Source organism: Mesorhizobium sp. M0062, from assembly GCF_040323125.1.
In the GTDB taxonomy this organism is placed as follows: domain Bacteria; phylum Pseudomonadota; class Alphaproteobacteria; order Rhizobiales; family Rhizobiaceae; genus Mesorhizobium.
The window spans coordinates 49,686-71,240 of sequence record NZ_JAMYUO010000025.1 but is presented as its reverse complement, the minus strand read 5'-3'; the positions used below and the strand labels follow the sequence as shown (position 1 = coordinate 71,240).

Sequence of the window (21,555 nt, the reverse complement as noted above, 5' to 3'; positions counted from 1 at the left end):
TCGCGGTGCGTCTGCTTCAAATCCTCATAGCCCTCCTGGCGATCCCGGTGATGGTCGCCATTGTCGTCGCCGGCGGTCGCGCGCTGCATCGCGACGGCCCCGCCATCACCGTCGACCAGATCGACCCGGACACCGAGGCCGTGCCCGAGGAGCCGGCGACGTCGGCGATCCCCGAGGTCCGGCCCGTCAAGCCTCCGATGCACTCGCCTCAGGTGCATTCGAGGGCGATCGATCCCGAGGCCATCGCTCCGCCGCCGCTGCCGGTAGAAGAACTTGAACGGGTTGAGCCACGCGCGCCGCTGAGCGACCTGGCGCTGGCCGGGCCGCCCAAGCCGCGTGGGCGCAGAGCGGTCGACGACTGGGGAGGAACAAAACTGTTCCAGCCGGTCGCGGCCGCCGCCGGCCTGATCGAAGCCAATGGTTATTCCGTGACGGTCTCCGGCATCGACATCGTCAGGCAAGACGAGACCTGCACCGAGGGCGGCAAGTCCTGGGCTTGCGGTATCAGGGCGCGCACCGCGTTCCGGTCTTTCCTGCGCGGCCGGGCCGTTGCCTGCAAGGTGCCGCCGGAGGCCGACCGTGCGCTGATCGCCGCCGAATGCCGCATCGGCAAGCTGGATGTCGGCCAGTGGCTGGTCGAAAACGGCTGGGCGCGCGCCACGGCAGCCGGCCCCTATGTCGAAGCGGGCGACAAGGCGCGCGCCGCCAAGAAGGGCGTCTTCGGCGCCGCGCCCGATCTTGGCGGCCTGCCACCGGCGCCAACGCCTGTTGTGGCACCGACGGCGTCGCAACCGATCCTCGATGCCCCGGCGATAGACACGCCGCCGTCCGGGACGGAAATTACGCCGCCAGCTGACCAGCCAGCGCCCGCTCAATGAGCGCGCGGGTTTCGGCGATGCCGTAGAGGGCTGCGAACGAACCGAAGCGCGGTCCGCGTTCCTGGCCGATCAGCACCTGGTAGATCATCTGGAAGAAAGCGCCCGAGACACCAGGGCCGCCGTCCGGGCTCTTCTTCGAATGGTCCTGATAGCGTTCGATCTTGCGCGCCACGTTGAGCGAAGCGTTCTGGATCGCTTCGCCGTCGGCGCCGGCCGGCAGGCCAGCAAGCGCGTTGCCAAGCGCTTCCAGCGCCACGCGTTCGACATCGTCGGCCGGCCGGAAGGTCTTCGTCGGCTTCACGAAATCGTCGAAGTAGCGGATGGCGAAACCGACCAGCTGGTCGAGTTCGGGATGCGTCGCCGGCGTCACGCCAGATGCATGGCGCGAGATGAAGCCCCACAGCACATCCTTGTTTTGCGCGTTGGAGGCGCTGACCAGGTTGAGCAGCAGCGAGAACGGCACCGGCATGTCGATGGAAGGCGGCTTGCCGTCATGCATGTGCCAGACCGGATTGCCCAGCCGCTCCTTCCAGTCCTGGCGCGGATAGGCGTTGAGGAAGGTGTAGTACTCGTCGACGGCGCGTGGGATGACGTCGAAATAGAGCTTTTTCGCCTGCCTTGGCCGCTGATACATATAGAGGCCGAGGCTTTCGGTCGGCGCGTAGCGCAGCCATTCGTCGATGGTCAGCCCGTTGCCCTTCGACTTCGAGATCTTCTGGCCGTTCTCGTCCAGGAACAGTTCGTAGACGAAATGCTCGGGCGCGCGCCCGCCGAGAATGTTGCAGATGCGGTCGTAGATCACCGCGTTCGTCTGGTGGTCCTTGCCGAACATTTCGAAATCGACGCCGAGCGCTGCCCAGCGCATGCCGAAATCCGGCTTCCACTGCAGCTTGACCTTCCCGCCGGTCACCGAAAGCGTGGTCTCGGTGCCCTCATCGTCGAAGGTGATGTTGCCGGCCTTGGCGTCGACATGCTTCATCGGCACGTAGAGCACGCGCCCGCTCTTCGGCGAGATCGGCAGGAACGGGCTGTAGGTTGCCTGCCGCTCCGGCCCCAGCGTCGGCAGCATCACCGCCATGATCTGCTCATAGCGCTCGGCGGCGCGCACCAGCATCGCATCGAAGCGGCCGGCCTTGTAGTACTGCGTGGCGCTGGCGAATTCGTAGTCGAAGCCGAACGTGTCGAGGAAGCGGCACAGCATCGCGTTGTTGTGGTCGCCAAAGCTCGGATAGTCGCCGCCGAACGGATTGGGCACCGCCGACAGCGGCATATGCAGATAGGGCTCGAGCGCTGCGCGATCCGGCACATTGTCGGGGATTTTGCGCATGCCGTCCATATCGTCGGAGAAGCAGAGCAGCTTGGTCTTGACCTTGTTCCCGGTCAGCACGTGAAAGGCATGGCGCACCATCGAGGTGCGCGCGACCTCGCCGAACGTGCCGATATGCGGCAGGCCCGACGGGCCGTAGCCGGTCTCGAACAGGACGATCTCCGGGAAGTCGCCGCCCTTGTAGCGCTCGATGATCTTTTTGGCTTCCTCGAACGGCCAGGCCTTGCTTTCGGCGGCTGCCGCAAGCATTTCGGGGTTGAGATCGGCGATGTTTGATCCCGTCATGTCAAAGTTCCAGTCATGGCCGGCTTTCGCGGCTGGTAAGATTTTTCAACCGGGTCTCTAGGCGCGACAGGGCGGAGCGTCAACGATATCAGGCGTTTTCGTTGCGACGGCGCCGTGGCGTCCCTACCTTCGACCCTCACTATCAAGGAGTTTTGAATGCCGTTGCCGTCCACCCATGAAGCCCTGATCTACCTGATGGTCATCACCTCGGCTTCCGATCGCGACATGACCGATATCGAACTGGCGCGCATCGGCGACGTCGTCCGCAGCTGGCCGGTGTTCGAGGATTTCAAGCAGGACAGGCTGATCGCCATTGCGCAGGACTGCCAGAAGATGCTGCATGAAAAGGATGGGTTGGAAGGCGTGCTCGAGCGTGTCGCCGAGATTTTGCCCGAACGGCTGCACGACACCGCCTATGCCGCGGCCTTCGAGGTTGCCGCCGTCGATCTAGAAATGCGCATGGAGGAATTGCGGGTGCTGCAGTTGATCCGGCGTGAGCTCGATCTCGACACGCTGACCGCCGCAGCCATCGCGCGCGGGGCGAAGGCCCGCCTGCGCACGCTGACCTGATCCAGCCCCTAGAAAAAGCGGACCGGGAACCGGATCAGAAGAAACTGACCGGGAAATAGCGCAAGTAGAATTCGGCGAAGGTGCCTTTCACCGATATCTCCTGCAGCGCGTAGTCCATGGCTGCGACCAGCGCTGGGTCGCTGGCCCGGGTGGCAATGGTCATGCCGGAGCCCAGATATTCCGGCGCCAGGTAGGGTCCACCGGCGAAGCGGCAGCAACCGGCGGCGTCCGTGCCGCCCAGCCAGAAGGAAAAGCGCATGCCGTCGCCGAAGGCGGCATCGATCTTGGCCCTCTTCAAGTCGCTGTAGAGGTCTTCCGGCCGGTCGAAGCGGATGATCTGCACGGTGCCGAAATAATCGCGCAGCATCTTTTCATGCGCCGAGCCGGCCAGCACGCCGACCCGCTTCGAGCGCAATTTGTCGAGGATCGGCTCCGCGAAGGCCTTGGTCTTCGGCATGATGAAGCGCGCCGGAAACTGTAGATAGGAGCGCGAAAAGCTGTACTTCGCCCGCGTCTCCGGCGTAGCGGCGATGCCGGCGATGATCGCCTCGCCTTCGCCCTTCTGCAACGCGTCGTCGAGTTCGGCCCAGGGCAGCGCCTGGATCTGGCATTTGTCGGCGATGTCGAGTTCGGCGCAAATCGCCCGCGCCAGGTCGATGTGGAAGCCGGACAATCGGCCCGTGCCGTCGAGAAAGTTGAAGGGCGGGAAATCGGTTGTGGTGAGGAACCTGAGCCTCGGCAGCGCCGAAAGGTCCGGTTTCGGCAGCCGCTCCTTGGCATCCCAAAGCACCGGTACCTGCGGTTCCGCTGCCCGCGCATCGCCGGCAAACGGCTGCACTCCCATCAGCATCGACAGCAAGGCGATGGCTATCCAGCGAGGTGTCACGAAAAAACTCCGCCCGTCTTGACCGTTGGCTTGTGATACGAAAACGGCGCAGGCACAATTGTTTTTGATTTCAACGGGCAAATTTCGGGTTATGCTTTGGCGAGGTTGCAAATAGCCGCACAGAGTCGGCCCGGGGTTGGCGGTCGCTGGCGTTAGAGAAGCTAAGGATGTGGCTTTGCAATCCGGGGTTGATGGCTAAGTGCGGGGCAGGCACGTAGCATCGGTCTCAAGAGCGGTAGGCAACATGGGGTAGATGTTGCGATGGGTTATTTTGACCGGACACTTGAATATATTGACCGGGTGCAGCGTGCCGACACGTCGGCTGCGGTGTGCGAGCAGCTACTTAGTGTCACCTCGAATTTCGGATTGACGGCCCTGATAGCCGCAACGGTGCCGCAGCCCGGTACACCAAGCAGCCAGACGAAGGACCATGTGCTGCTCTGCGATTGGCCTAGCGAATGGCTGGAGCGTTACTTATCGCGCAACTACGTCGACCACGATCCGGTCGTCAGCCATTTGAAGCAGTTTCGGGCGCCATTCCAATGGCGCGATGCCGTTCAAAGCATGCCCGCCGACAAGAGCAGCGCCGAGGTAATGCGCGACGCCCGCCAGTTCAAGCTGCGTGACGGCCTCGCCTTCCCGCTGATCACGCTCGAAGGCCAGATCGCGCTGGTCTCGCTGGGCGGTGAGGCGGTCGAACTGTCCGAAGCCGAATTCGCAATGGTCTCGCTGGCCTCCACCTATGCCATCGGCCGCGCCATGCAGCTTCAAACGACGGCCGGCAAATCTATCGATCACATTGAATTGACGCCGCGCGAGCGCGAATGCCTGCAATGGGCGGCGGTCGGAAAATCCGAGTGGGAGATTTCGCAGATCCTCGGCATCTCGGAGCATACCTCTGAGAAACACCTTCTCAACGCCAAGAGCAAACTAGGCGCCGCCAACCGTGTGCAGGCAGTCGCCGAAGCAGTCAGGCACGGCTATATCAGCTAGGCCGGTTCTGGCGGCCCGAAATTTATGGCCGCATTGTTGGCGTCATAATTTCAGAAAAGACCGGCCCCTGTCGTCCTCTTGAGACGGCTAATGCTTTCTTAACGCCAAAAGCAGACTCGGCGTCGCCAACAGGGTGCACGCCATCGCGGAGGCGTTTAGACGCAGCTATATTAGCCATGTCGGCTGTGGCAGCCTGGAAATCCTTGCCAACACCTTCGCGCAATTTTTTCGGGAAAGCCCGGCCGTATCTTCCTCTTAAGCCCAGGAGACGGCTAATGCTATTTTCCCTTACCACTCAACAACTGATGGAACGTCCCGACCTATGGGAGGCCGTCCATCGCCTGCGTTACAAGGTCTTCGTCGATGAGATGCGGTGGACCGATCTCGATCGCCCGGACGGCCTCGAAATCGATCAATTCGACCATAATGAGGCCGAACACCACCTTGTCATACGCAATGGCGAGCTTGCAGGCTATCATCGGATGCTGCCGACCACACGGCCGCATCTCCTTAGCGATGTGATGCCGGAACTCTGCGAGGGAAAGCGCCCTTCGGGACCGAATGTCTGGGAGCTAACCCGTTACGCGGTGGCGCCAGGCTTTCGCGATGGCAAGCGCGGCGTGTCTACGGTCGGCACCGAACTGATCGCCGGCTTCGTCGAATGGGGCCTTGCTCGCAATGTCGATCAGGTCATTATCGAGGTCGAGCCGGTGTGGGTGCTGCGGACGCTGCAGTTGCACTTCCTGGCGACGCCGCTCGGTTACCAGCGCACCTATGGCAACCAGCAGGTCGTCGCCACACTGCTGACCTTCAACGAGCATACGCTGGATGTCGTGCGTTCGCGCCGCAACCATCACGCCCCGGTGTTGGCCAGGGGCACCCCCCACATGCTCGGCATGCGGCAGGCGTCGTGAGACTGTCTTCACCCGACGCGCTTTAATGCATGTCGCTCAAAGTGGCCCCGGTTTTGAGAGAACGACATGCATGAAACAAAGACCTAAAGCGCGTCGCGTGAATCCGTTCAAATGCGATGCGCTTTAGACAATGGCCACAGAGCCCACCTCCGTGTGGGGGTGGGCTCTGTAATTTCAGCCTCTGCCTATCGAGGCCCGTCTCTACTTCTCGAGAAACGACGGCCCGTCGCCGACGATCTTCTTATCTTCCTTGCCGATGGCGTCGAGATCGCGCCCATCATAGGGCAGTGACAACAGGATGCGCCGCATGACGGCCAGCCGCGAGCGTCGCTTGTCATTGGCCCGCACGATGATCCAGGGCGCGAACTGTTTGTGCGTGCGCTCGACCATCTGGTCGCGCGCCTTGGTGTAGTCGTCCCATTTGGTAATGCCGGCAATATCGATCGGCGAGAACTTCCAGTTCTTCAGCGGAGACCAGCGGCGGTCGTGAAACCGTTCGAGCTGGGTTTCGCGGCCGATGTTGAGCCAGAATTTGAAGAAATAGATGCCGTCGTTGGAGATCATCCGCTCGAAATGCGGCGTCTCGTCGAGGAATTTTGCATGCTGTTCCGGTGTGCAGAAGCCCATCACCGGCTCGACGCCGCCGCGGTTGTACCAGGACCGGTCGAAGGTGACGAATTCGCCCGATGTCGGGAAATGGGCGACGTAGCGCTGGTAGTACCATTGCCCGACTTCGGTTGGGGTCGGCTTGGTCAGCGCCACATTGCGCGCGGTTCGAGGATTGAGATACTGGCGCAGCACCGAGATGGTGCCGCCCTTGCCGGCGGCATCGCGCCCCTCGAACAGCGACATCACTCTGCTGCCGGTCGCCTGCAGCCAGGCCTGCGCCTTGACCAGTTCGATCTGCAGCCGCTCCAGCGTCTCGTCATACTCCTCGCTCTTCATTTTCTTGTCGTAGGGGTAGTCGCCTGCGGTCAGTTTGTGGTCCTCGATCCAGCTGGGAAGCTCGGGGTTTTCGATGTCGAACTCCCGCTCCTTGCCGTCCACCTTGATCTTCAGCGGCCCCTTTGCCGGCTCTGCGGCGGGACTTTCCTTGGCTTTTTTCATCGAGACGAACCTTTCCAGCCTGCGGACTCATGCTATGGGGGGCCTCAAACCCGGTCCAGCGGAAGTTTCGGCGGGACCGGCGCAGAAGCACGGAAAGCACGAATGGCTGACACCGGCGCAGAGCGGACAACCACGGGGCAGGCCGTCGCCGGCCGGCTGTGGAACAGCCGATGGCTGCTTGCCGCCGGTGCGATCGCCATCATGGCCGTTTATGGGTTTGCCGGTATCTCTGCCTATGTCGTCCTGGCTGCGTTGACGGTGCTGCTGGCCGCCGCGCTTCTGCCAACCGGTGGCGCCAGCCGGTCTGCTGAGACCATTACCACGGTCGAGGCGAGCGGGCTGCAGCGGCTTTCCGGCGAATATCTTGCGGCTGCCGTTGCCGATCCGCTGATCATCTTCGACCGCACCGCCACCATCGTCCACGCCAATGCCGCCGCCTATGCCGCCTTTGGCGGCATCGCGCCCGGCCTGTCGCTGTCGCTGAAATTCCGCGCCCCGGAAATGCAGGCATTGCTGGACGGCGTACTGTCGGGAGCCGTCGCCTCCGATGCCGTCGACTACACCGAGAAGCTGCCGGTGGAACGCGCCTACCGGGTCAGCGCGTCCTCGGTCGGCCACGCCACCGATCTCTATGTGCTGGTATTCAAGGACCAGAGTGAGACGCGCCGCATCGACCGCATGCGCGCTGACTTCATAGCCAATGCCAGCCACGAGTTGCGCACCCCGCTTGCTTCGATCTCGGGCTTCATCGAGACGTTGCGCGGCCCGGCCCGCAACGATCCGGCGGCGCGCGAGCAGTTCCTGCAGATCATGCAGAACCAGACCGGCCGCATGGCGCGCCTCATCGACGATCTCCTGTCGCTGTCGAGGCTTGAAATGAAGCCTTACCTGAGGCCGGGAACCGAGGTCGATCTGCGCCAGACCATCGACAGCGTCATCGATTCACTGGGCCCGCTCGCCAGCGAGAACGGCGTCGTCATCGAACGCGGCTACGCCGAGGGGCCGCTCGACGTGCCCGGAGACCGCGACGAGCTGTTCCAGGTGTTCGAGAATCTCTTGGAAAACGCCTGCAAATACGGCCAGCCTGGCGGACGCGTCACGGTGTCGATCGCGCGGGGCGAGGCCGGCCCGGAACCGGGCATCGATGTCACCATCAGGGACTATGGCCCGGGCATCCCGGAAGAGCACATACCGCGCATTACCGAGCGCTTCTATCGCGTCGACGTGGAGAGCAGCCGCACCCAGAAAGGCACCGGTCTTGGCCTGTCCATCGTCAAGCATATTCTGACGCGCCACAACGCCCGGCTTTCGATCAAGTCGGAGGTTGGCAAGGGCGCGGCGTTCACGGTCCATTTGCCGGCAGGCTGAGGCGGTACTATCTGCTAACTGCCTGTTTCTTCTTTCTGTCATCCGGCTAGCGTATCAGCACAGGGGTCGAGGAAACGACGCAAAAGGCCAAAGATTTAAGGAAGGCATTTCGCCCATGCAGTCCGTACACATTGTCAGCGCCTATGACGAAGAGCTGAAATACCTGGCGAAGCGCATCGCTGCGATGGGCGGCCATGCCGAGCGCATGGTCGAGCAGGCGATCCAGGCGCTGGTCAATGCCGATCCCGGCCTCGCCCAGAAGGTCATCCGCGACGACATCGTGCTTGACGATGGCCAGCGCGAAATCGACGACAAAGCCATCGTCATCATCGCCAAGCGCCAGCCCATGGCGACGGATCTGCGCGAGATCGTCGGCGCCATCCGCATTTCGGCCGACCTCGAACGGGTCGGTGACCTCGCCAAGAACGTCGCCAAGCGTGTGGTCAGCGTCATTGACGGCCGCCAGCCGACCAGCCTGTTTCGCGGCCTCGAGGCGCTGGCCGAACTCGCTTTGACCCAGCTCAAGGAAGTGCTCGACGTCTATGCCTCGCGCTCGGTCGAGAAAATAGGCTTCGTTCGCGACCGCGACGACCAGATCGACGCCATGTACACCTCGCTGTTTCGCGAGCTTTTGACCTACATGATGGAAGATCCGCGCAACATCACGCCGTGCACGCATCTGCTGTTTTGCGCCAAGAACATCGAGCGCATCGGCGACCACGCCACCAACATTGCCGAGACGATCTACTACATCGTCACCGGCGAGCAGTTGCCGGCCGAGCGTCCAAAGGGCGACAAGACCGACAAGGTTGCCCTGCCGGCGCTGCCGGTGAAGTGATCGCGCGCCCCTCGAACGCTTAATCATATTGCGCTAAACTGCCCGGATGTTAGCGTCTCGGTTCCTGGCCAAGGCCAGGCGCTCAGGAGGCTGCGATGGAATATGTCCGAGAGTTCAAGCCGGCGCCGGCATCGTCCGGCATCATCGCGTCGAGCGTCTACACCGCCGGCAAGCGGATCGCCGACATTCCGATCGAGGAAGCCGGTGAATGGGCCAAGAAGTCGGGCCATGTCGTCTGGATCGGGCTGCTCGAACCCGACCGCGAGCTTCTGCTGCGCGTCAAGGCGCAATTCCATTTGCATGAGCTGGCGATTGAAGACGCCGAACATCCGCACCAGCGGCCGAAGATCGAGCAATATGGCGATGCGCTGTTCATCGTTGCCCGCACTGCACAGCTGATCGACGGACGCGTCACCTTCGGCGAGACGCATCTGTTCGTCGGCTCAGGCTATATCGTCAGCGTCAGGCATGGTCCCTCGACCTCATACGCCGCCGTGCGCCAGCACTGGGAAAGCTGTCCGCACTCACTGGCCAAGGGCGAGGATTTCGTCCTCTACGCCATTCTCGACTTCATCGTCGACAACTACATGCCGGTGCTCGAGCAGATCGAGGACGAGGTCGAGGCGATCGAGGACAGGGTGCTGCTGAAGCCGATGACCGGTCCCGACATCGAGCGGCTCTACATGCTGCGCCGCGATCTGTTGCGCCTGCGCAATGCGGCGCTGCCGCTGGTCGAGGTCTGCCGCCGGCTGACCAGCGCCGACCTGCCGCAGATCCATACCGCCATGCATCCGCTGTTTCGCGATGTCACCGACCATATCCGCACCGTGCAGGAAAAGATCGACAGCCTGCGCGAGGTTCTGGCGTTCGCTTTCGAAGCCAGCCTGCTGGTCGGCCAGAGCCAGGAAACCGCGAACACCAAGAAGCTGGCCTCATGGGCGGCGATCCTGGCGGTGCCGACGGCGCTCGCCGGCATTTACGGCATGAATTTCGACGACATGCCGGAACTGAAGATGCAATACGGCTATCCCGTCGTATTGGTCTCGATCGCGCTGATCTGCTCGTTTTTGTATTGGCGATTTCGGAAGAGTGGGTGGCTGTGAGGGGGCAGGCAGCAGTAGGCAGTAGGCAGTAGGCAGTAGGCAGTAGGCAGTAGGCAGTAGGCAGTATAAGGTAGCGCCTCACGAGCGCTACCCCATTCCCTACTGCCCAGTCCCCAATCCCTATTCCTAACTACCGGCTCCTGCGCCGCTCTGAAGCTGGCTGGAACGCCACCCTTGCGTGGTACTTGCAGTAAGGTCCGGTTTCAGCCGCCTCGTTGCCGCAGAAGTTGAAGTCTTCCGACAGCGGGTCGCCATTCGGCCATTTGCAGGTGCGCTCGGTGAGATCGGTGAGCTGCAGATGCCGCGAGATCGGCACGACGACGTTTTCGACCGGGCGGATGTAGTGGCGCGCCACTGGCTCGGCGTCGAACTGCGCCTGCAGCGCGTTCGCCCCGATCGACGTCGTGACATGGCGCTGCGTGGTTGCGGCGCGAGGCACCGATTTCTGGATCGAAGATCCCTGCGTTGTCTTCTTCTGACGCGCCGGCGTCGCGGTCGAGCGTCCGCGGCCCGACAGCTTCAGCCGGTGCACCTTGCCGATGACCGCGTTGCGGCTGACCCCGCCGAGTTGTGCGGCGATCTGGCTTGCGCTCAAGCCCTCCGACCACAGTTTCCTGAGAAGTTCGACCCGCTCGTCAGTCCAGTTCATGAGACCGCGCTCCTGCTATGTGTGCGGCAGCCGGAATCCGTTCCCGACCCGGCAATCTTTGCCGGGGCAGACACCACATATATTAGGTGATTAGGTCCGCCGCACGAAATCTAGTTATTTCCCGACTACAATTACCTCATGTGTTGACTCGGTGACAAGAGTCCCAGGTGCAACACGAATCGGTTTTTTAGGTTTTCCCCAACTTGCCCGGTCGCTTATGAGCCGGCGTCTCGTCGGGAGCTTGCCGCGCGCCTCTGCGCGACGTTTTCGTTGACTTCATGGCCGAAAAACACGATAAGCCGCAAAGGCCGCCGCTTTGGCGGCTTTTTTGATTTTTCCGGTACCGGAGACGCATATAATGAGCGGTTCGGCGCTTTACGAGACCTTTGCCCGCGCCCCTTTGGCCTTCGACCATGGCGAAGGCACCTGGCTGGTTACCGACAAGGGCGAGCGATATCTCGATTTCGCTGGCGGCATCGCGGTCAATTCGTTGGGCCACAGCCATCCGCATCTGGTCTCGGCGCTGACCGAACAGGCGGCCAAGCTCTGGCACGTCTCCAATCTCTACGAGATCCCGGGGCAGGCCCGGCTCGGCGAGCGGCTGGCTGACGCCACCTTCGCCGACAAGGTGTTCTTCACCAATTCCGGCGCCGAGGCGCTCGAATGCGCGATCAAGACGGCGCGGCGCTACCAGTTCGTCAAGGGCCATCCCGAGCGCTTCCGGGTCATTACCTTCGAAGGCGCCTTCCACGGCCGCACGCTGGCGACCATCGCCGCCGGCGGCCAGTACAAATATCTCGAAGGCTTCGGCCCCAAGGTCGAAGGCTTCGACCAGGTCGGCTTCGACGACATCGACGCCGCCGAGAAGGCGATCACACCAGAGACCGCCGCGATCCTGATCGAACCGGTACAGGGCGAGGGCGGCATCCGCCCGGTGCCGACGCAATCCTTGAAGCGGCTGCGGCAGCTCTGCGACCAGCATGGCCTGCTGCTGATCTTCGATGAGGTCCAGTGCGGTATCGGTCGCACCGGAAAGCTGTTCGCGCATGAATGGACCGGCGTGACGCCCGACATCATGGCGATTGCCAAGGGCATTGGCGGCGGCTTCCCGATGGGCGCGTGCCTCGCCACCGACGACGCTGTCGTCGGCATGACGGCAGGCGTGCATGGCACCACTTTCGGCGGCAATCCGCTGGCCATGGCGGTCGGCAACGCTGTGCTCGACGTCGTGCTGGAAGACGGCTTCCTCGAAGACGTCCAGCGCAAGGCATTGCTGATGAAGCAGGGCCTGGCGGCGGTCGCCGACGAATTTCCTGATGTCATCGAAGGCATCAGGGGCAGCGGCCTGATGCTTGGCCTGAAATGCGCCATGCCCAACACCAAGGTCAACATGGCGCTGCGCGACCAGCATCTGCTGGCGGTGCCGGCAGGCGACAACGTCATTCGTCTGCTGCCGCCGCTGACCGTCACCGACGCCGAGATCGGCGAAGCGCTCGATCGCATCCGCGCCGGCGCCAAGGGCCTGACCGACGCCATCGCCGCGGCCGCCGCGAAGTAATCCCGAGAACCATTCCCGATGAGCCTTCGCCATTTCACCGATCTTTCCGCCGTTTCCGAAGGCGATCTGCGCCTGATGCTGGACGATGCGGTGGTGCGCAAGGCGCGCCTCAAGGCCGGCGAACGGACCAAACCGCTCGAAGGCAAGGTGCTGGCCATGATCTTCGACAAGCCGTCGACGCGCACGCGCGTGTCCTTCGACGTCGGCATGCGACAGCTCGGCGGCGAGACCATCATGCTGACCGGCACCGAAATGCAGCTCGGCCGCTCCGAGACCATTGCCGACACCGCCAAGGTGCTGTCGCGCTATGTGGACGCCATCATGATCCGCACCACGTCGCATGAGCGGCTGCTCGAGCTGACCGAGAATGCCACGATTCCGGTCATCAACGGGCTGACCGACGACACCCATCCCTGTCAGCTGATGGCCGACATCATGACCTTCGAGGAGCATCGCGGTCCGGTTGCCGGCAAGACCATCGCCTGGACCGGCGACGGCAACAACGTGCTGCATTCGCTGCTCGAGGCCTCGGCGCGGTTCCGCTTCAACCTCAATGTCGCCGTACCGGAAGGCAGCGAGCCGGCGCAGAAGCACATCGACTGGTCGAAGACCAATGGCGGCAAGCTGCACTTCACCCGCTCGCCCGAAGAGGCCGTCGACCAGGCCGACTGCATCGTCACCGACTGCTGGGTGTCGATGGGCCAGGAACACCGCGCCCGCGGCCATAATGTCTTCTCGCCCTATCAGGTCAATGCGGCGCTGATGGCCAGGGCCAAGCCCGACGCCCTGTTCATGCACTGCCTGCCGGCCCATCGTGGCGAGGAAGTGACCGACGAGGTCATCGACGGTCCGCATTCGGTGGTCTTCGACGAAGCCGAGAACCGGCTCCACGCCCAGAAGGCGGTTTTGGCCTGGTGTCTGGGCGCTTGATCTCCAGGCGCTTGATCTCCAAGCGCTTGATCCGGGGCGGCGCGATGCCTATTTGCGCCCCATCACGCAAATCAAGCGCGTTTGGACGCATGCACCCCTCCGGGCCGCATGGCCGCGCCCTGGAGCTTTGTCATGTTGGAAACGCATCAAGTGACTGAACATCACCCCAAACTCGGCGAGTTCGGCTATGCCGGCGACGATCATGTCGTGCCCTTCGAGGTAGGCCCGCTCGACGTGCGCGGCCGCACCGTGCAGCTCGGGCCGATGCTCGACGCCATCCTCAACCGTCATGACTATCCCGAGCCGGTCGCCCGCCTGCTGGCGGAAGCCTGTGTGCTGACGGTGCTGCTCGGCACTTCGCTCAAATTTGAAGGCAAGTTCATCCTGCAGACCCGCACCGACGGGCCTGTCGACATGCTGGTCGCGGATTTCTCCACGCCTTCGGCATTGCGCGCCTATGCGCGCTTCGATGCCGACCGGCTGGAGGCCCTGGTGGCCGCAGGCCAGACCTCGCAGCAGACGCTGCTGGGCAGCGGCGTTTTGGCGCTGACCATCGACCAGGGCGCGCACACGCAGCGCTATCAGGGCATCGTCCAGCTCGACGGCGAGACGCTGGAAGACGCCGCGCGCACCTATTTCCGCCAGTCGGAGCAGATCCCGACCGACCTCCGGCTGTCGGTGGCCAAGCTGCTGACGCCCGGCCCCGGCGGTGCGCGCGAGCAGTGGCGCGCCGGCGGTATCCTGGCGCAGTTCCTGCCGCAGTCACCCGAGCGCATGCGCGTGCCGGACATTTCGGGCGGCGACGGCGATCCGCGTGACGTGACGCAGGAGCCGGCCGACAATTCGTGGCGCGAGCTGGTGGCGCTGCTCGGCACCATCGAGCCGACCGAGCTGATCGACCCGACCATCGGCGCCGAGCGGCTGCTCTACAGGCTGTTCCACGAACATGGCGTGCGCGTCTTCGGCGGCGTGCCGGTCGCCGACCAATGTTCCTGCTCAAGGGACAAGATACGCGGCATCCTCGAGGGGTTTTCCGCGCAGGAGATCAAGGACAGCACCGAAGATGGCGGCATCCACGTCGCCTGCGAGTTCTGCTCGAAGCAGTACGACTTCGACCCGGCGGAGTTTGCAGCTCAGTAGCATCTCTTCCTTCTCCCCGTTCACGGGGAGAAGGTGCCTGAAGGGCGGATGAGGGGCAGCGCGAACTTTGGTGAATGGCCGCGCATAGCCTACGTCATGTGCGTGGAAGATGACCTCATGAGTCTGGCGCTGCCCCTCATCGCCCTGCCGGGCATTTCTCCCCGTATAGTGACGGGGAGAAAACCCCTAATTCACCGTCGGTCGGGTCCCCGGCAGATCCAGCGAAAACGCGGGAATAGCGACGTCGAACGTCTCGCCCTTTTTGTTGCGCATGGTGTAGTGGCCGACCATGAAGCCGGACGGCGTCGAGAGCGGGCAGCCTGACGTGTATTGATAGCTGTCGCCGGGATTGAGCTCAGGCTGGTCGCCGACCACGCCGGCGCCGCGCACTTCCTCGACCCGGCCGCTGCCGTCGATGATGTGCCAGTAACGCGCCATAAGCTGCACGAAATCGTCCGACTGGTTGTCGATGGTCACCTGGTAGCCCCAGACATAACGGTTCTCCGCCGGGTCCGAGCGGTCCTCCAGGTAGAACGGTCTGACCTGCACTTCGATGTTGCGCGTGACGGCGCGATACATGGGCTGCTCCGGTTGCGCGGCAAGGAACATTTGTCGCGCTATGCGGTTTGATACGCGCACAACGGCATGTCCTGCCAGCCTCAAAGCGGAGGTGCCGACAAACAATGTCATTTAAGTGACACATGACAGTGTTGGTGTGCGCAAACCTTGCCGGCGACTCAAGGCCCATCTGTCGACTGACAAAGCAGCCGCGAGCGGCCTTTCCGGAGTGACCAGATCTCATGGAACTAGCTCTCACAGCCGCCTTCGCTTCCTCCGCTTTGCTTCTTTCCAATCTCGCCAGCATCCTGCTTGCTTCGTCGAAACTGCAAGCGCGTCGCCTTATCCCTCCGCCGTCCGACGAGCAGCCACCGGTCTCGATCGTCGTGCCGTCGCGCGGCGTGGAGCCGTTCACACAAGAGACGCTGCATCGAGCCTTCTCGCTCGACTGGCCGCGCTACGAACTGATCTTCTGCGTCGCTCACGCCGACGATCCCGTCGTCAAACTGATAAACAGGGCGATCGTCCTGTTTCCCAACGTGCCGGCCCAGTTGCTGATCGGCGACGACCGCGTCAGCAGCAACCCGAAGCTCAACAACTGCGTCAAGGGCTGGGAAGCGGCGCGCAATCATTGGGTTATTCTGGCGGATTCCAACGTGCTGATGCCTAGGGATTACGTCCAGCACCTGATGGCGGCCTGGCGGACCAATACCGGGCTTATCTGCTCGACGCCGATCGGCTCGCGGCCGGATGGCTTCTGGGCCGAGGTCGAATGCGCGTTCCTCAACACGCTGCAGGCGCGCTCGCAATATGCCGGCGAGGCGCTTGGCCTCGGCTTTGCCCAGGGCAAGAGCATGCTGTGGAACAAGCCGATGCTCGATACCAATGGCGGTATCCGCGCGCTGGCCGCCGAGATCGCCGAGGATGCTGCTGCAACCAAGCTGGTCAACGGACTGGGCCTGCGCGTCAATCTCGTTGCCTCGCCTTTCGAGCAACCACTGGGGCAGCGCCGACTTGCCGACATCTGGTCGCGTCAGGCGCGCTGGGCGCGGTTGCGCCGCGTCACTTTCCCGCTGTTTTTCGCACCCGAGATCCTGACCGGCGTCGCCGTGCCGTTGGCGTTGGCGCTGGTGGCGGCAGCAAGTGCCGGCGTCAGCCTGCCGGCCACGGTGTTGGCCGTGCTGGCGGCGGCCTACATTCCCGAATGCGCGCTGGCCGCGGCCAAGGGCTGGCACCTGTCGCTGCGCATGGTCCCGGCGATGATGGTCCGCGACATGATGCTTCCCGCCATCTGGGCGCGCGGCTGGCTGAGCGGCGCCGTCGATTGGCGCGGCAACACCATGATCATCGGCACCAAGGCAGCCGAGCTGGAAGAGGCCTCGTCGGGAGCGTGACGCCTCGCGGCCTACCCGGCTGCCTTCAGTGCCTGCGCAACGTCCTCCAGCAGATCGTCCGTATCCTCAAGACCGACCGACAGCCTGAGCGTTCCCGGCTCGATGCCAAGCTCGGCGCGAGCTTCGTCGCTGAGGTTCTTGTGCGTGGTGGTCGCCGGATGGGTGATCAGGCTCTTGGCGTCGCCGAGATTGTTGGAGATCAGCACGATGTCGAGCGCGTTCTGCAAGGCGAAGGCCGCCTGCTTGCCGCCCTTCACGTCGAGGCAGATCAGCGTCGATCCGCCCGTCATCTGCTTCTTGACGATGTCGGCCTGCGGGTGGTCGGCGCGGCCGGGATAGATGACGCGGGCGATTTCCGGCCGTCCTGCCAGGAAATCCGCGATCTTGGCCGCGCTTTCAGTCTGCTGGCGCACCCGAACCGGCAGCGTCTCCAGGCCCTTGAGCAACGTCCAGGCGTTGAACGGCGACAGGCTCGGGCCGGTATGGCGGAAATAGTCGTGCAAATTCTCGTCGATCCATTTCTTGTCCGACAGGATGATGCCGCCGAGACAGCGTCCCTGGCCGTCAATGTGCTTGGTCGCGGAGTAGACGACGATATGGGCGCCGAGCTGCAAGGGCTTCTGCTGCAAGGGCGTGGCAAAGACATTGTCGACGATCAGCCTGGCGCCGATCGAGGTGGCGAGCGCCGCCACCGCTGCGATGTCGACCACTTCAAGCGTCGGATTGGTCGGGCTTTCCAGGAAGAACAGTTTCGTGTTCGGCCGCACCGCCTTTTCCCAGTTGGCGATGTCGGTGCCGTCGACCAGCGTTGCCTCGATGCCGTATTTCGGCGCCAGCGTCTCCACCACCCAGCGGCAGGAGCCGAACAGCGCGCGCGCCGCAACGATATGGTCGCCGGCCTTGGCGCTGCACAGGAGCGCTGCCGTCACCGCCGCCATGCCCGACGCCGTGGCGCGGGCATCTTCGGCACCCTCCAGCGCGCACATGCGCTTTTCGAACATGTCGACGGTAGGGTTGGCGTAGCGCGAATAGATGAAGCCCGGCTCCTCGCCCTTGAAACGGGCTTCCGCGGCCTGCGCCGTCTCGTAGACATAGCCTTGGGTGAGGTACATCGCTTCGGACGTCTCGCCGAACTGGGAACGCAGCGTTCCCCCGTGCACGAGTGCGGTCTGAGGTTTCCAGTTACGCTTCTTGGTGCTCATCGCTTTTGTTCCAGACACAAAAAAACCGGCCGCGAAAGTCGCAACCGGTCCATATGGCCTTGCGGCCCGACGGTCCTTTAGCGACTTGTTTAACGTGGCTGCAAGCCGACCGGCCAAATCACCACGGGATAACGACCCTTTAGACCTCACCTGCGCTTGCGTCAATTGCCGGCTTCATTAAGAGGTTTGTACCAGGCAGGTTCCGCAATAATATCCAGCGGTTTTGCGGCAAGAACCTGCCACAAAGAGACCGACCTTGGAGCGGAGCCAGCCTTTTGCGGCAGACAGGCATTCTTCCCGATCAGGACATTTCCGCGCTGTTTCAGTCCGGCGCGCTGAAGTCGCCGCGCGCGCTCGATGTCGACCAGGTGCAGCCGGCGAGCCTCGATCTCAGGCTCGGCGACAAGGCTTTTCGCGTGCGCGCCTCCTTCCTGCCGGGTCCCGATCATCTGGTGGCCGACAAGCTTCACCGGCTGAAATTGCACGAATTCAGTCTCGCCGAGGGCGCGGTGCTGGAAACCGGCTGCGTCTACATCGTGCCGCTGCTCGAAAGCCTGGCGCTGCCCGCAAATGTGTCGGCCTCGGCCAACCCGAAGAGCTCGACCGGCCGGCTCGACATCTTCACCCGGGTGATGACCGATCGCGGCCATGAGTTCGACAAGATCGCCCCCGGCTATCACGGGCCGCTTTATCTCGAAGTCAGTCCGCGCACCTTCCCGATCGTCGTACGCGCCGGATCGAGGCTGTCGCAGATCCGCTTTCGCACCGGCAACGCGCTGTTGTCGGAGGCAGAACTGAACGAATTGCACCGCGCCGAGATGCTGGTGGCGACCGAGCCGCCCAACATTTCCGGCGGCGGCATTGCGCTGTCGATCGATCTTGACGGCGACCAGAACGGCCTGGTCGGCTATCGCGGCAAGCATCACACCGGCTTGGTCGATGTCGACAAGCGCGCCGCCCAGGATGCCGTCGATTTCTGGGAGCCGCTCTACAAGAGCGGCGCCGGCGAACTGGTGCTCGACCCTGACGAGTTCTACATCCTGGTCAGCCGCGAAGCCGTGCACGTGCCGCCGCTCTACGCCGCCGAGATGACGCCCTTCGATCCGCTGGTTGGCGAATTCCGTGTTCACTATGCCGGCTTCTTCGATCCGGGCTTCGGCCATTCGGCCTCAGGCGGCACCGGCAGCCGGGCGGTGCTCGAAGTGCGCAGCCACGAAGTGCCGTTCATCCTCGACCACGGCCAGATCGTCGGCCGGCTGGTCTACGAACACATGCTGAAGCGGCCGCAGGCGCTTTACGGCACCGATCTCGGCTCGAATTACCAGGCGCAAGGCCTCAAGCTCTCCAAGCATTTCCGCCCCGCCGGCTGAACCTTCGATCACCGTCAGGCAAAATACTTGCCTGCGCTGCCTCACCATGCTTGGCTGCCTTTCGGTGGCCGGCAAGAGAACGGCGCGCAAGGGGAACCAAAATGCAGATTTCAAGATGGATCATATCGGCAGCGGGCGCTGCCATGCTGGTGATATCGGCCGGCTCGCTGGCTGAGGCGCAGGAGAAATTGAAGATCGGCACCGAGGGCGCTTATCCGCCCTTCAACACCATCACCGCGGACGGCAAGATCGAGGGCTTCGACATCGACATTGCCAATGCGCTGTGTGCGCAGATGAAGGTCGAGTGCGAGATCGTCACCCAGGACTGGGACGGCATCATCCCGGCGCTGCAGGCGAAAAAGTTCGACGCCATCATCGCCTCGATGAGCATCACCGAGGAGCGCAAGAAACAGGTCGCCTTCACCAACAAATACTACACGACGCCGCTGGCGCTGGTGGCGCCCAAGGACGGCGACCTCACTTCCACCGAACCGGCAGCCCTTGCCGGCAAGACGGTGGGCGCGCAGGCCTCGACCACCCAGGCCGACTATGCGCAGGACGCCTATGGCAAGGCCGGCGCCGAGGCGAAACTCTACCCCACCCAGGAAGAGGCGATCACCGACTTGCAGAACGGCCGTCTCGACGCCGTCATCTCCGACAAATTCGTTCTGATGGACTGGCTGAAGAAGGCGAGCGACGGCTGCTGCAAGCTTGTCGGTGACGTCAAGGGCACCGAGACGCAAGCCGGCATCGCTGTCCGCCTGGAGGACACGGCACTTCGCGACAAGCTCAACGCGGCGATAGACGCCATCGTCGCCGACGGCACTTACAAGAAGATCCAGGCCAAGTATTTCGATTTCGATATCTATTGAGTCCCGTCCGCCGGCGTCAGCCGCGAAAGAGATACGATTTCGCGGCTCCAAGGCAGGCATGAAAATGGCCGATAAACAGCAGTTCGCGTGCGGCCAAACGTTTCCTGCCCCAAAAGCCTTCGGTCAGTTGACCTCGTCGAGCGAAGCGTTTGAGCCGCGCTTCAACGGGAACAACTGCTTGTCGAGGCAACCGAGGACATGGGCCTTGGCGGAGTCGATGCCGCAGACCTTGCCATTGTTGTTCAGCCTGTCGCTGCGAAGCGCTGATGTCATGTGATCCGTGTTGCGCATCAGAAAGCTCACCTGGGCTTTCGAATAGCCGGTTGCTAGAAGACGGCTCGTCATCGCCAAACGGGCTTCACGATAGGACTTCGGGCTGCACTGGCCGGCGCTAAAGGCCACCGACGGCTGGGTCAGGAACAGGGCCACGCCCGTGAACACAATGACAAGCCGCATTCCGTTCATTTCCGGCTCCCAAATTGTGATGCTGCCTCAAAGCGCCTTCACCGCCACCTTAACCGGCTGCTCAATCTCCAGCGGGTTGCGCAGCGGCAGGCCGAAATCCCCGGCCTCGATCTCGAACACGTCGCCAGCCTGAGTCTTGATGCCGTCGGCAAAGGACAGCGTCGCCGTGCCGAACATGTGCACATGCACGTCGCCCGGCTGGCGGAAGGCCGAATATTTGAAGTGGTGATGTTCGAGATTGGCGATTGTGTGCGACATGTTCGCTTCGCCCGACAGGAACGGCTTTTCCCACAGCAAATTGCTGTCGCGATAGATTCGCGATGAGCCTCTGACGTCGGCCGGCAGGTCGCCGATCAGGATTTCCGGCCCGAACGAGGCGTTGCGCAGTTTGGAATGTGCCAGGAACAGATAGTTCACCCGCTCGGTAACATGATCGGAAAACTCGTTCGACAGCGTGAAGCCGACGCGGAACGGCGCGCCGTCGTCGCCGATGACATAGATGCCGGCGATTTCCGGCTCCTCGCCGGCGTCCTGCGCAAAGGCCGGCGACATCAGTGCGGCGCCCGGCGCCACCGCCATGGTGCCGTTGCCCTTGTAGAACCATTCCGGCTGCACGCCGGTCTGGCCCTTGGCCGGCTTGCCGCCTTCGAGCCCCATGCGGAACATCTTCATGGAATCGGTAAGCTGCTCCTCGCCGCCATCGCTGAGCTTCTTGTGCATGGAATCGCGCGTCGCCGCCGAGCCGAGATGGGTCAGGCCGGTGCCGGTCAGATGCAGATGCGCAGGATCGGGATGGTTGATCGGGGACACCAGCCGGCCCTTCTTGTAGACGGCGTCGAGGTCTATCGCTTCACCGAACCCCTTGCGTTCGATCAGCGCGGCGAGGGCCGTTCCGGTGCGCGCGGCTTCCATGGCCAGCGAATAGACGCTGCGGGCGCCGTTGATGATCCTGGTCTTGCCGCCGCCATTGCGGGCGACGACGCGGATGGTCTCGGCGTCGTCGAGGATCTGGGAGATCAGCATGATTAAATCCTCTCTCATGTGCTTGGCCTTGGATGCCTCTTGGCAAACCTTGACCTGCGCGGCTCGGACCTAGCCGCGCCACGGGTTGAACTCTTCGTCCGGATTGCGCTCGCGAACTTGATCCC

The 21,555-nt window shown here is 63.0% G+C and carries 21 protein-coding genes and 1 riboswitch; of the genes, 13 read left to right on the top strand and 8 right to left on the bottom strand.

Going from position 1 to position 21,555, the window contains the following annotated elements:
- Nucleotides 1-5 precede the first annotated feature (5 nt).
- Entirely contained in the window at nt 6-878 is an 873-nt protein-coding gene (locus NKJ64_RS24390) for a thermonuclease family protein (RefSeq protein ID WP_023738208.1), read from the top strand.
- Here the strand turns inward: NKJ64_RS24390 and NKJ64_RS24385 are convergent.
- A complete protein-coding gene (locus NKJ64_RS24385) occupies nt 841-2,490 on the bottom strand; it encodes a lysine--tRNA ligase (RefSeq protein ID WP_023732412.1) in 1,650 nt (549 codons plus the stop codon). The genes NKJ64_RS24390 and NKJ64_RS24385 overlap by 38 nt on opposite strands.
- Before the next feature lie 156 nt (nt 2,491-2,646).
- Between NKJ64_RS24385 and NKJ64_RS24380 the strand changes: the two genes are divergently transcribed.
- Entirely contained in the window at nt 2,647-3,060 is a 414-nt protein-coding gene (locus NKJ64_RS24380; protein ID WP_023703444.1) for a tellurite resistance TerB family protein, read from the top strand.
- Between the two features lie 34 nt (nt 3,061-3,094).
- Here the strand turns inward: NKJ64_RS24380 and NKJ64_RS24375 are convergent, their stop codons facing one another.
- Nucleotides 3,095-3,904 (bottom strand): ABC transporter substrate-binding protein, encoded by an 810-nt coding sequence (locus NKJ64_RS24375; RefSeq protein ID WP_502902888.1) that lies wholly within the window; start codon nt 3,902-3,904, stop codon nt 3,095-3,097.
- Between the two features lie 303 nt (nt 3,905-4,207).
- Here NKJ64_RS24375 and NKJ64_RS24370 point away from each other — a divergent pair, with 303 nt between their 5' ends.
- Together NKJ64_RS24370 and NKJ64_RS24365 are read left to right on the top strand one after the other, a co-directional pair.
- Nucleotides 4,208-4,939 (top strand): helix-turn-helix transcriptional regulator, encoded by a 732-nt coding sequence (locus tag NKJ64_RS24370; protein WP_023669621.1) that lies wholly within the window; start codon nt 4,208-4,210, stop codon nt 4,937-4,939.
- A 275-nt stretch (nt 4,940-5,214) separates the two neighbouring features.
- Nucleotides 5,215-5,853 carry an acyl-homoserine-lactone synthase gene (locus NKJ64_RS24365; protein ID WP_023749998.1) on the top strand — a complete coding sequence of 213 codons (639 nt, stop codon included), beginning with the start codon at nt 5,215-5,217 and terminating at the stop codon, nt 5,851-5,853.
- A 201-nt stretch (nt 5,854-6,054) separates the two neighbouring features.
- Here NKJ64_RS24365 and ppk2 read toward each other — a convergent pair whose 3' ends face one another.
- Nucleotides 6,055-6,960: a polyphosphate kinase 2 gene (ppk2, locus tag NKJ64_RS24360; protein WP_023738211.1), complete on the bottom strand. Its 906-nt coding sequence runs from the start codon at nt 6,958-6,960 to the stop codon at nt 6,055-6,057.
- A 102-nt stretch (nt 6,961-7,062) separates the two neighbouring features.
- Between ppk2 and NKJ64_RS24355 the strand changes: the two genes are divergently transcribed.
- The 3 genes from NKJ64_RS24355 to NKJ64_RS24345 all read left to right on the top strand — a co-directional run bounded on the left by NKJ64_RS24355 (nt 7,063) and on the right by NKJ64_RS24345 (nt 10,269).
- A complete protein-coding gene (locus NKJ64_RS24355; protein WP_023826797.1) occupies nt 7,063-8,328 on the top strand; it encodes an ATP-binding protein in 1,266 nt (421 codons plus the stop codon).
- Between the two features lie 115 nt (nt 8,329-8,443).
- A complete protein-coding gene (phoU, locus tag NKJ64_RS24350) occupies nt 8,444-9,166 on the top strand; it encodes a phosphate signaling complex protein PhoU (protein WP_023692535.1) in 723 nt (240 codons plus the stop codon).
- Nucleotides 9,167-9,261: 95 nt separating this feature from the next.
- Nucleotides 9,262-10,269, top strand: coding sequence for a magnesium and cobalt transport protein CorA (locus NKJ64_RS24345; protein WP_023669626.1), 1,008 nt, complete (start codon nt 9,262-9,264; stop codon nt 10,267-10,269).
- A 130-nt stretch (nt 10,270-10,399) separates the two neighbouring features.
- Here the strand turns inward: NKJ64_RS24345 and NKJ64_RS24340 are convergent, their stop codons facing one another.
- Entirely contained in the window at nt 10,400-10,918 is a 519-nt protein-coding gene (locus NKJ64_RS24340; RefSeq protein WP_023669627.1) for a GcrA family cell cycle regulator, read from the bottom strand.
- A gap of 358 nt (nt 10,919-11,276) precedes the next feature.
- On the opposite strand from NKJ64_RS24340, the gene NKJ64_RS24335 reads away from it, so the two are divergent.
- The 3 genes from NKJ64_RS24335 (at nt 11,277) to NKJ64_RS24325 (ending at nt 14,546) form a co-directional block, all read left to right on the top strand.
- Nucleotides 11,277-12,476 (top strand): aspartate aminotransferase family protein, encoded by a 1,200-nt coding sequence (locus NKJ64_RS24335; RefSeq protein WP_023681950.1) that lies wholly within the window; start codon nt 11,277-11,279, stop codon nt 12,474-12,476.
- Between the two features lie 18 nt (nt 12,477-12,494).
- Nucleotides 12,495-13,406: an ornithine carbamoyltransferase gene (gene argF, locus NKJ64_RS24330; protein ID WP_023681949.1), complete on the top strand. Its 912-nt coding sequence runs from the start codon at nt 12,495-12,497 to the stop codon at nt 13,404-13,406.
- A gap of 108 nt (nt 13,407-13,514) precedes the next feature.
- Complete coding sequence (locus NKJ64_RS24325) at nt 13,515-14,546, top strand: Hsp33 family molecular chaperone (RefSeq protein ID WP_027049368.1); 1,032 nt, start codon at nt 13,515-13,517, stop codon at nt 14,544-14,546.
- A gap of 186 nt (nt 14,547-14,732) precedes the next feature.
- On the opposite strand, the gene apaG is transcribed toward NKJ64_RS24325, so the two are convergent.
- Nucleotides 14,733-15,125, bottom strand: coding sequence for a Co2+/Mg2+ efflux facilitator ApaG/CorD (gene apaG, locus NKJ64_RS24320; protein WP_023827402.1), 393 nt, complete (start codon nt 15,123-15,125; stop codon nt 14,733-14,735).
- Nucleotides 15,126-15,346: 221 nt separating this feature from the next.
- Here apaG and NKJ64_RS24315 point away from each other — a divergent pair, with 221 nt between their 5' ends.
- Complete coding sequence (locus tag NKJ64_RS24315; RefSeq protein WP_352463475.1) at nt 15,347-16,498, top strand: ceramide glucosyltransferase; 1,152 nt, start codon at nt 15,347-15,349, stop codon at nt 16,496-16,498.
- 11 nt (nt 16,499-16,509) lie between these two features.
- Here the strand turns inward: NKJ64_RS24315 and NKJ64_RS24310 are convergent, their stop codons facing one another.
- On the bottom strand, nt 16,510-17,700 hold the full coding sequence (locus NKJ64_RS24310; RefSeq protein ID WP_352463474.1) for an O-succinylhomoserine sulfhydrylase: 1,191 nt from the start codon (nt 17,698-17,700) through the stop codon (nt 16,510-16,512).
- A gap of 57 nt (nt 17,701-17,757) precedes the next feature.
- Nucleotides 17,758-17,835: riboswitch (SAM riboswitch) on the bottom strand.
- 140 nt (nt 17,836-17,975) lie between these two features.
- Between NKJ64_RS24310 and NKJ64_RS24305 the strand changes: the two genes are divergently transcribed.
- Together NKJ64_RS24305 and NKJ64_RS24300 are read left to right on the top strand one after the other, a co-directional pair.
- Nucleotides 17,976-19,070 (top strand): 2'-deoxycytidine 5'-triphosphate deaminase, encoded by a 1,095-nt coding sequence (locus tag NKJ64_RS24305; protein ID WP_023699517.1) that lies wholly within the window; start codon nt 17,976-17,978, stop codon nt 19,068-19,070.
- Nucleotides 19,071-19,171: 101 nt separating this feature from the next.
- Nucleotides 19,172-19,942: an ABC transporter substrate-binding protein gene (locus NKJ64_RS24300; RefSeq protein ID WP_352463473.1), complete on the top strand. Its 771-nt coding sequence runs from the start codon at nt 19,172-19,174 to the stop codon at nt 19,940-19,942.
- 123 nt (nt 19,943-20,065) lie between these two features.
- Here the strand turns inward: NKJ64_RS24300 and NKJ64_RS24295 are convergent, their stop codons facing one another.
- Both NKJ64_RS24295 and araD1 read right to left on the bottom strand, forming a co-directional pair.
- Entirely contained in the window at nt 20,066-20,407 is a 342-nt protein-coding gene (locus tag NKJ64_RS24295) for a hypothetical protein (RefSeq protein ID WP_352463472.1), read from the bottom strand.
- A 27-nt stretch (nt 20,408-20,434) separates the two neighbouring features.
- Nucleotides 20,435-21,430: an AraD1 family protein gene (gene araD1 / locus NKJ64_RS24290; protein WP_023726828.1), complete on the bottom strand. Its 996-nt coding sequence runs from the start codon at nt 21,428-21,430 to the stop codon at nt 20,435-20,437.
- Nucleotides 21,431-21,555 lie beyond the last annotated feature (125 nt).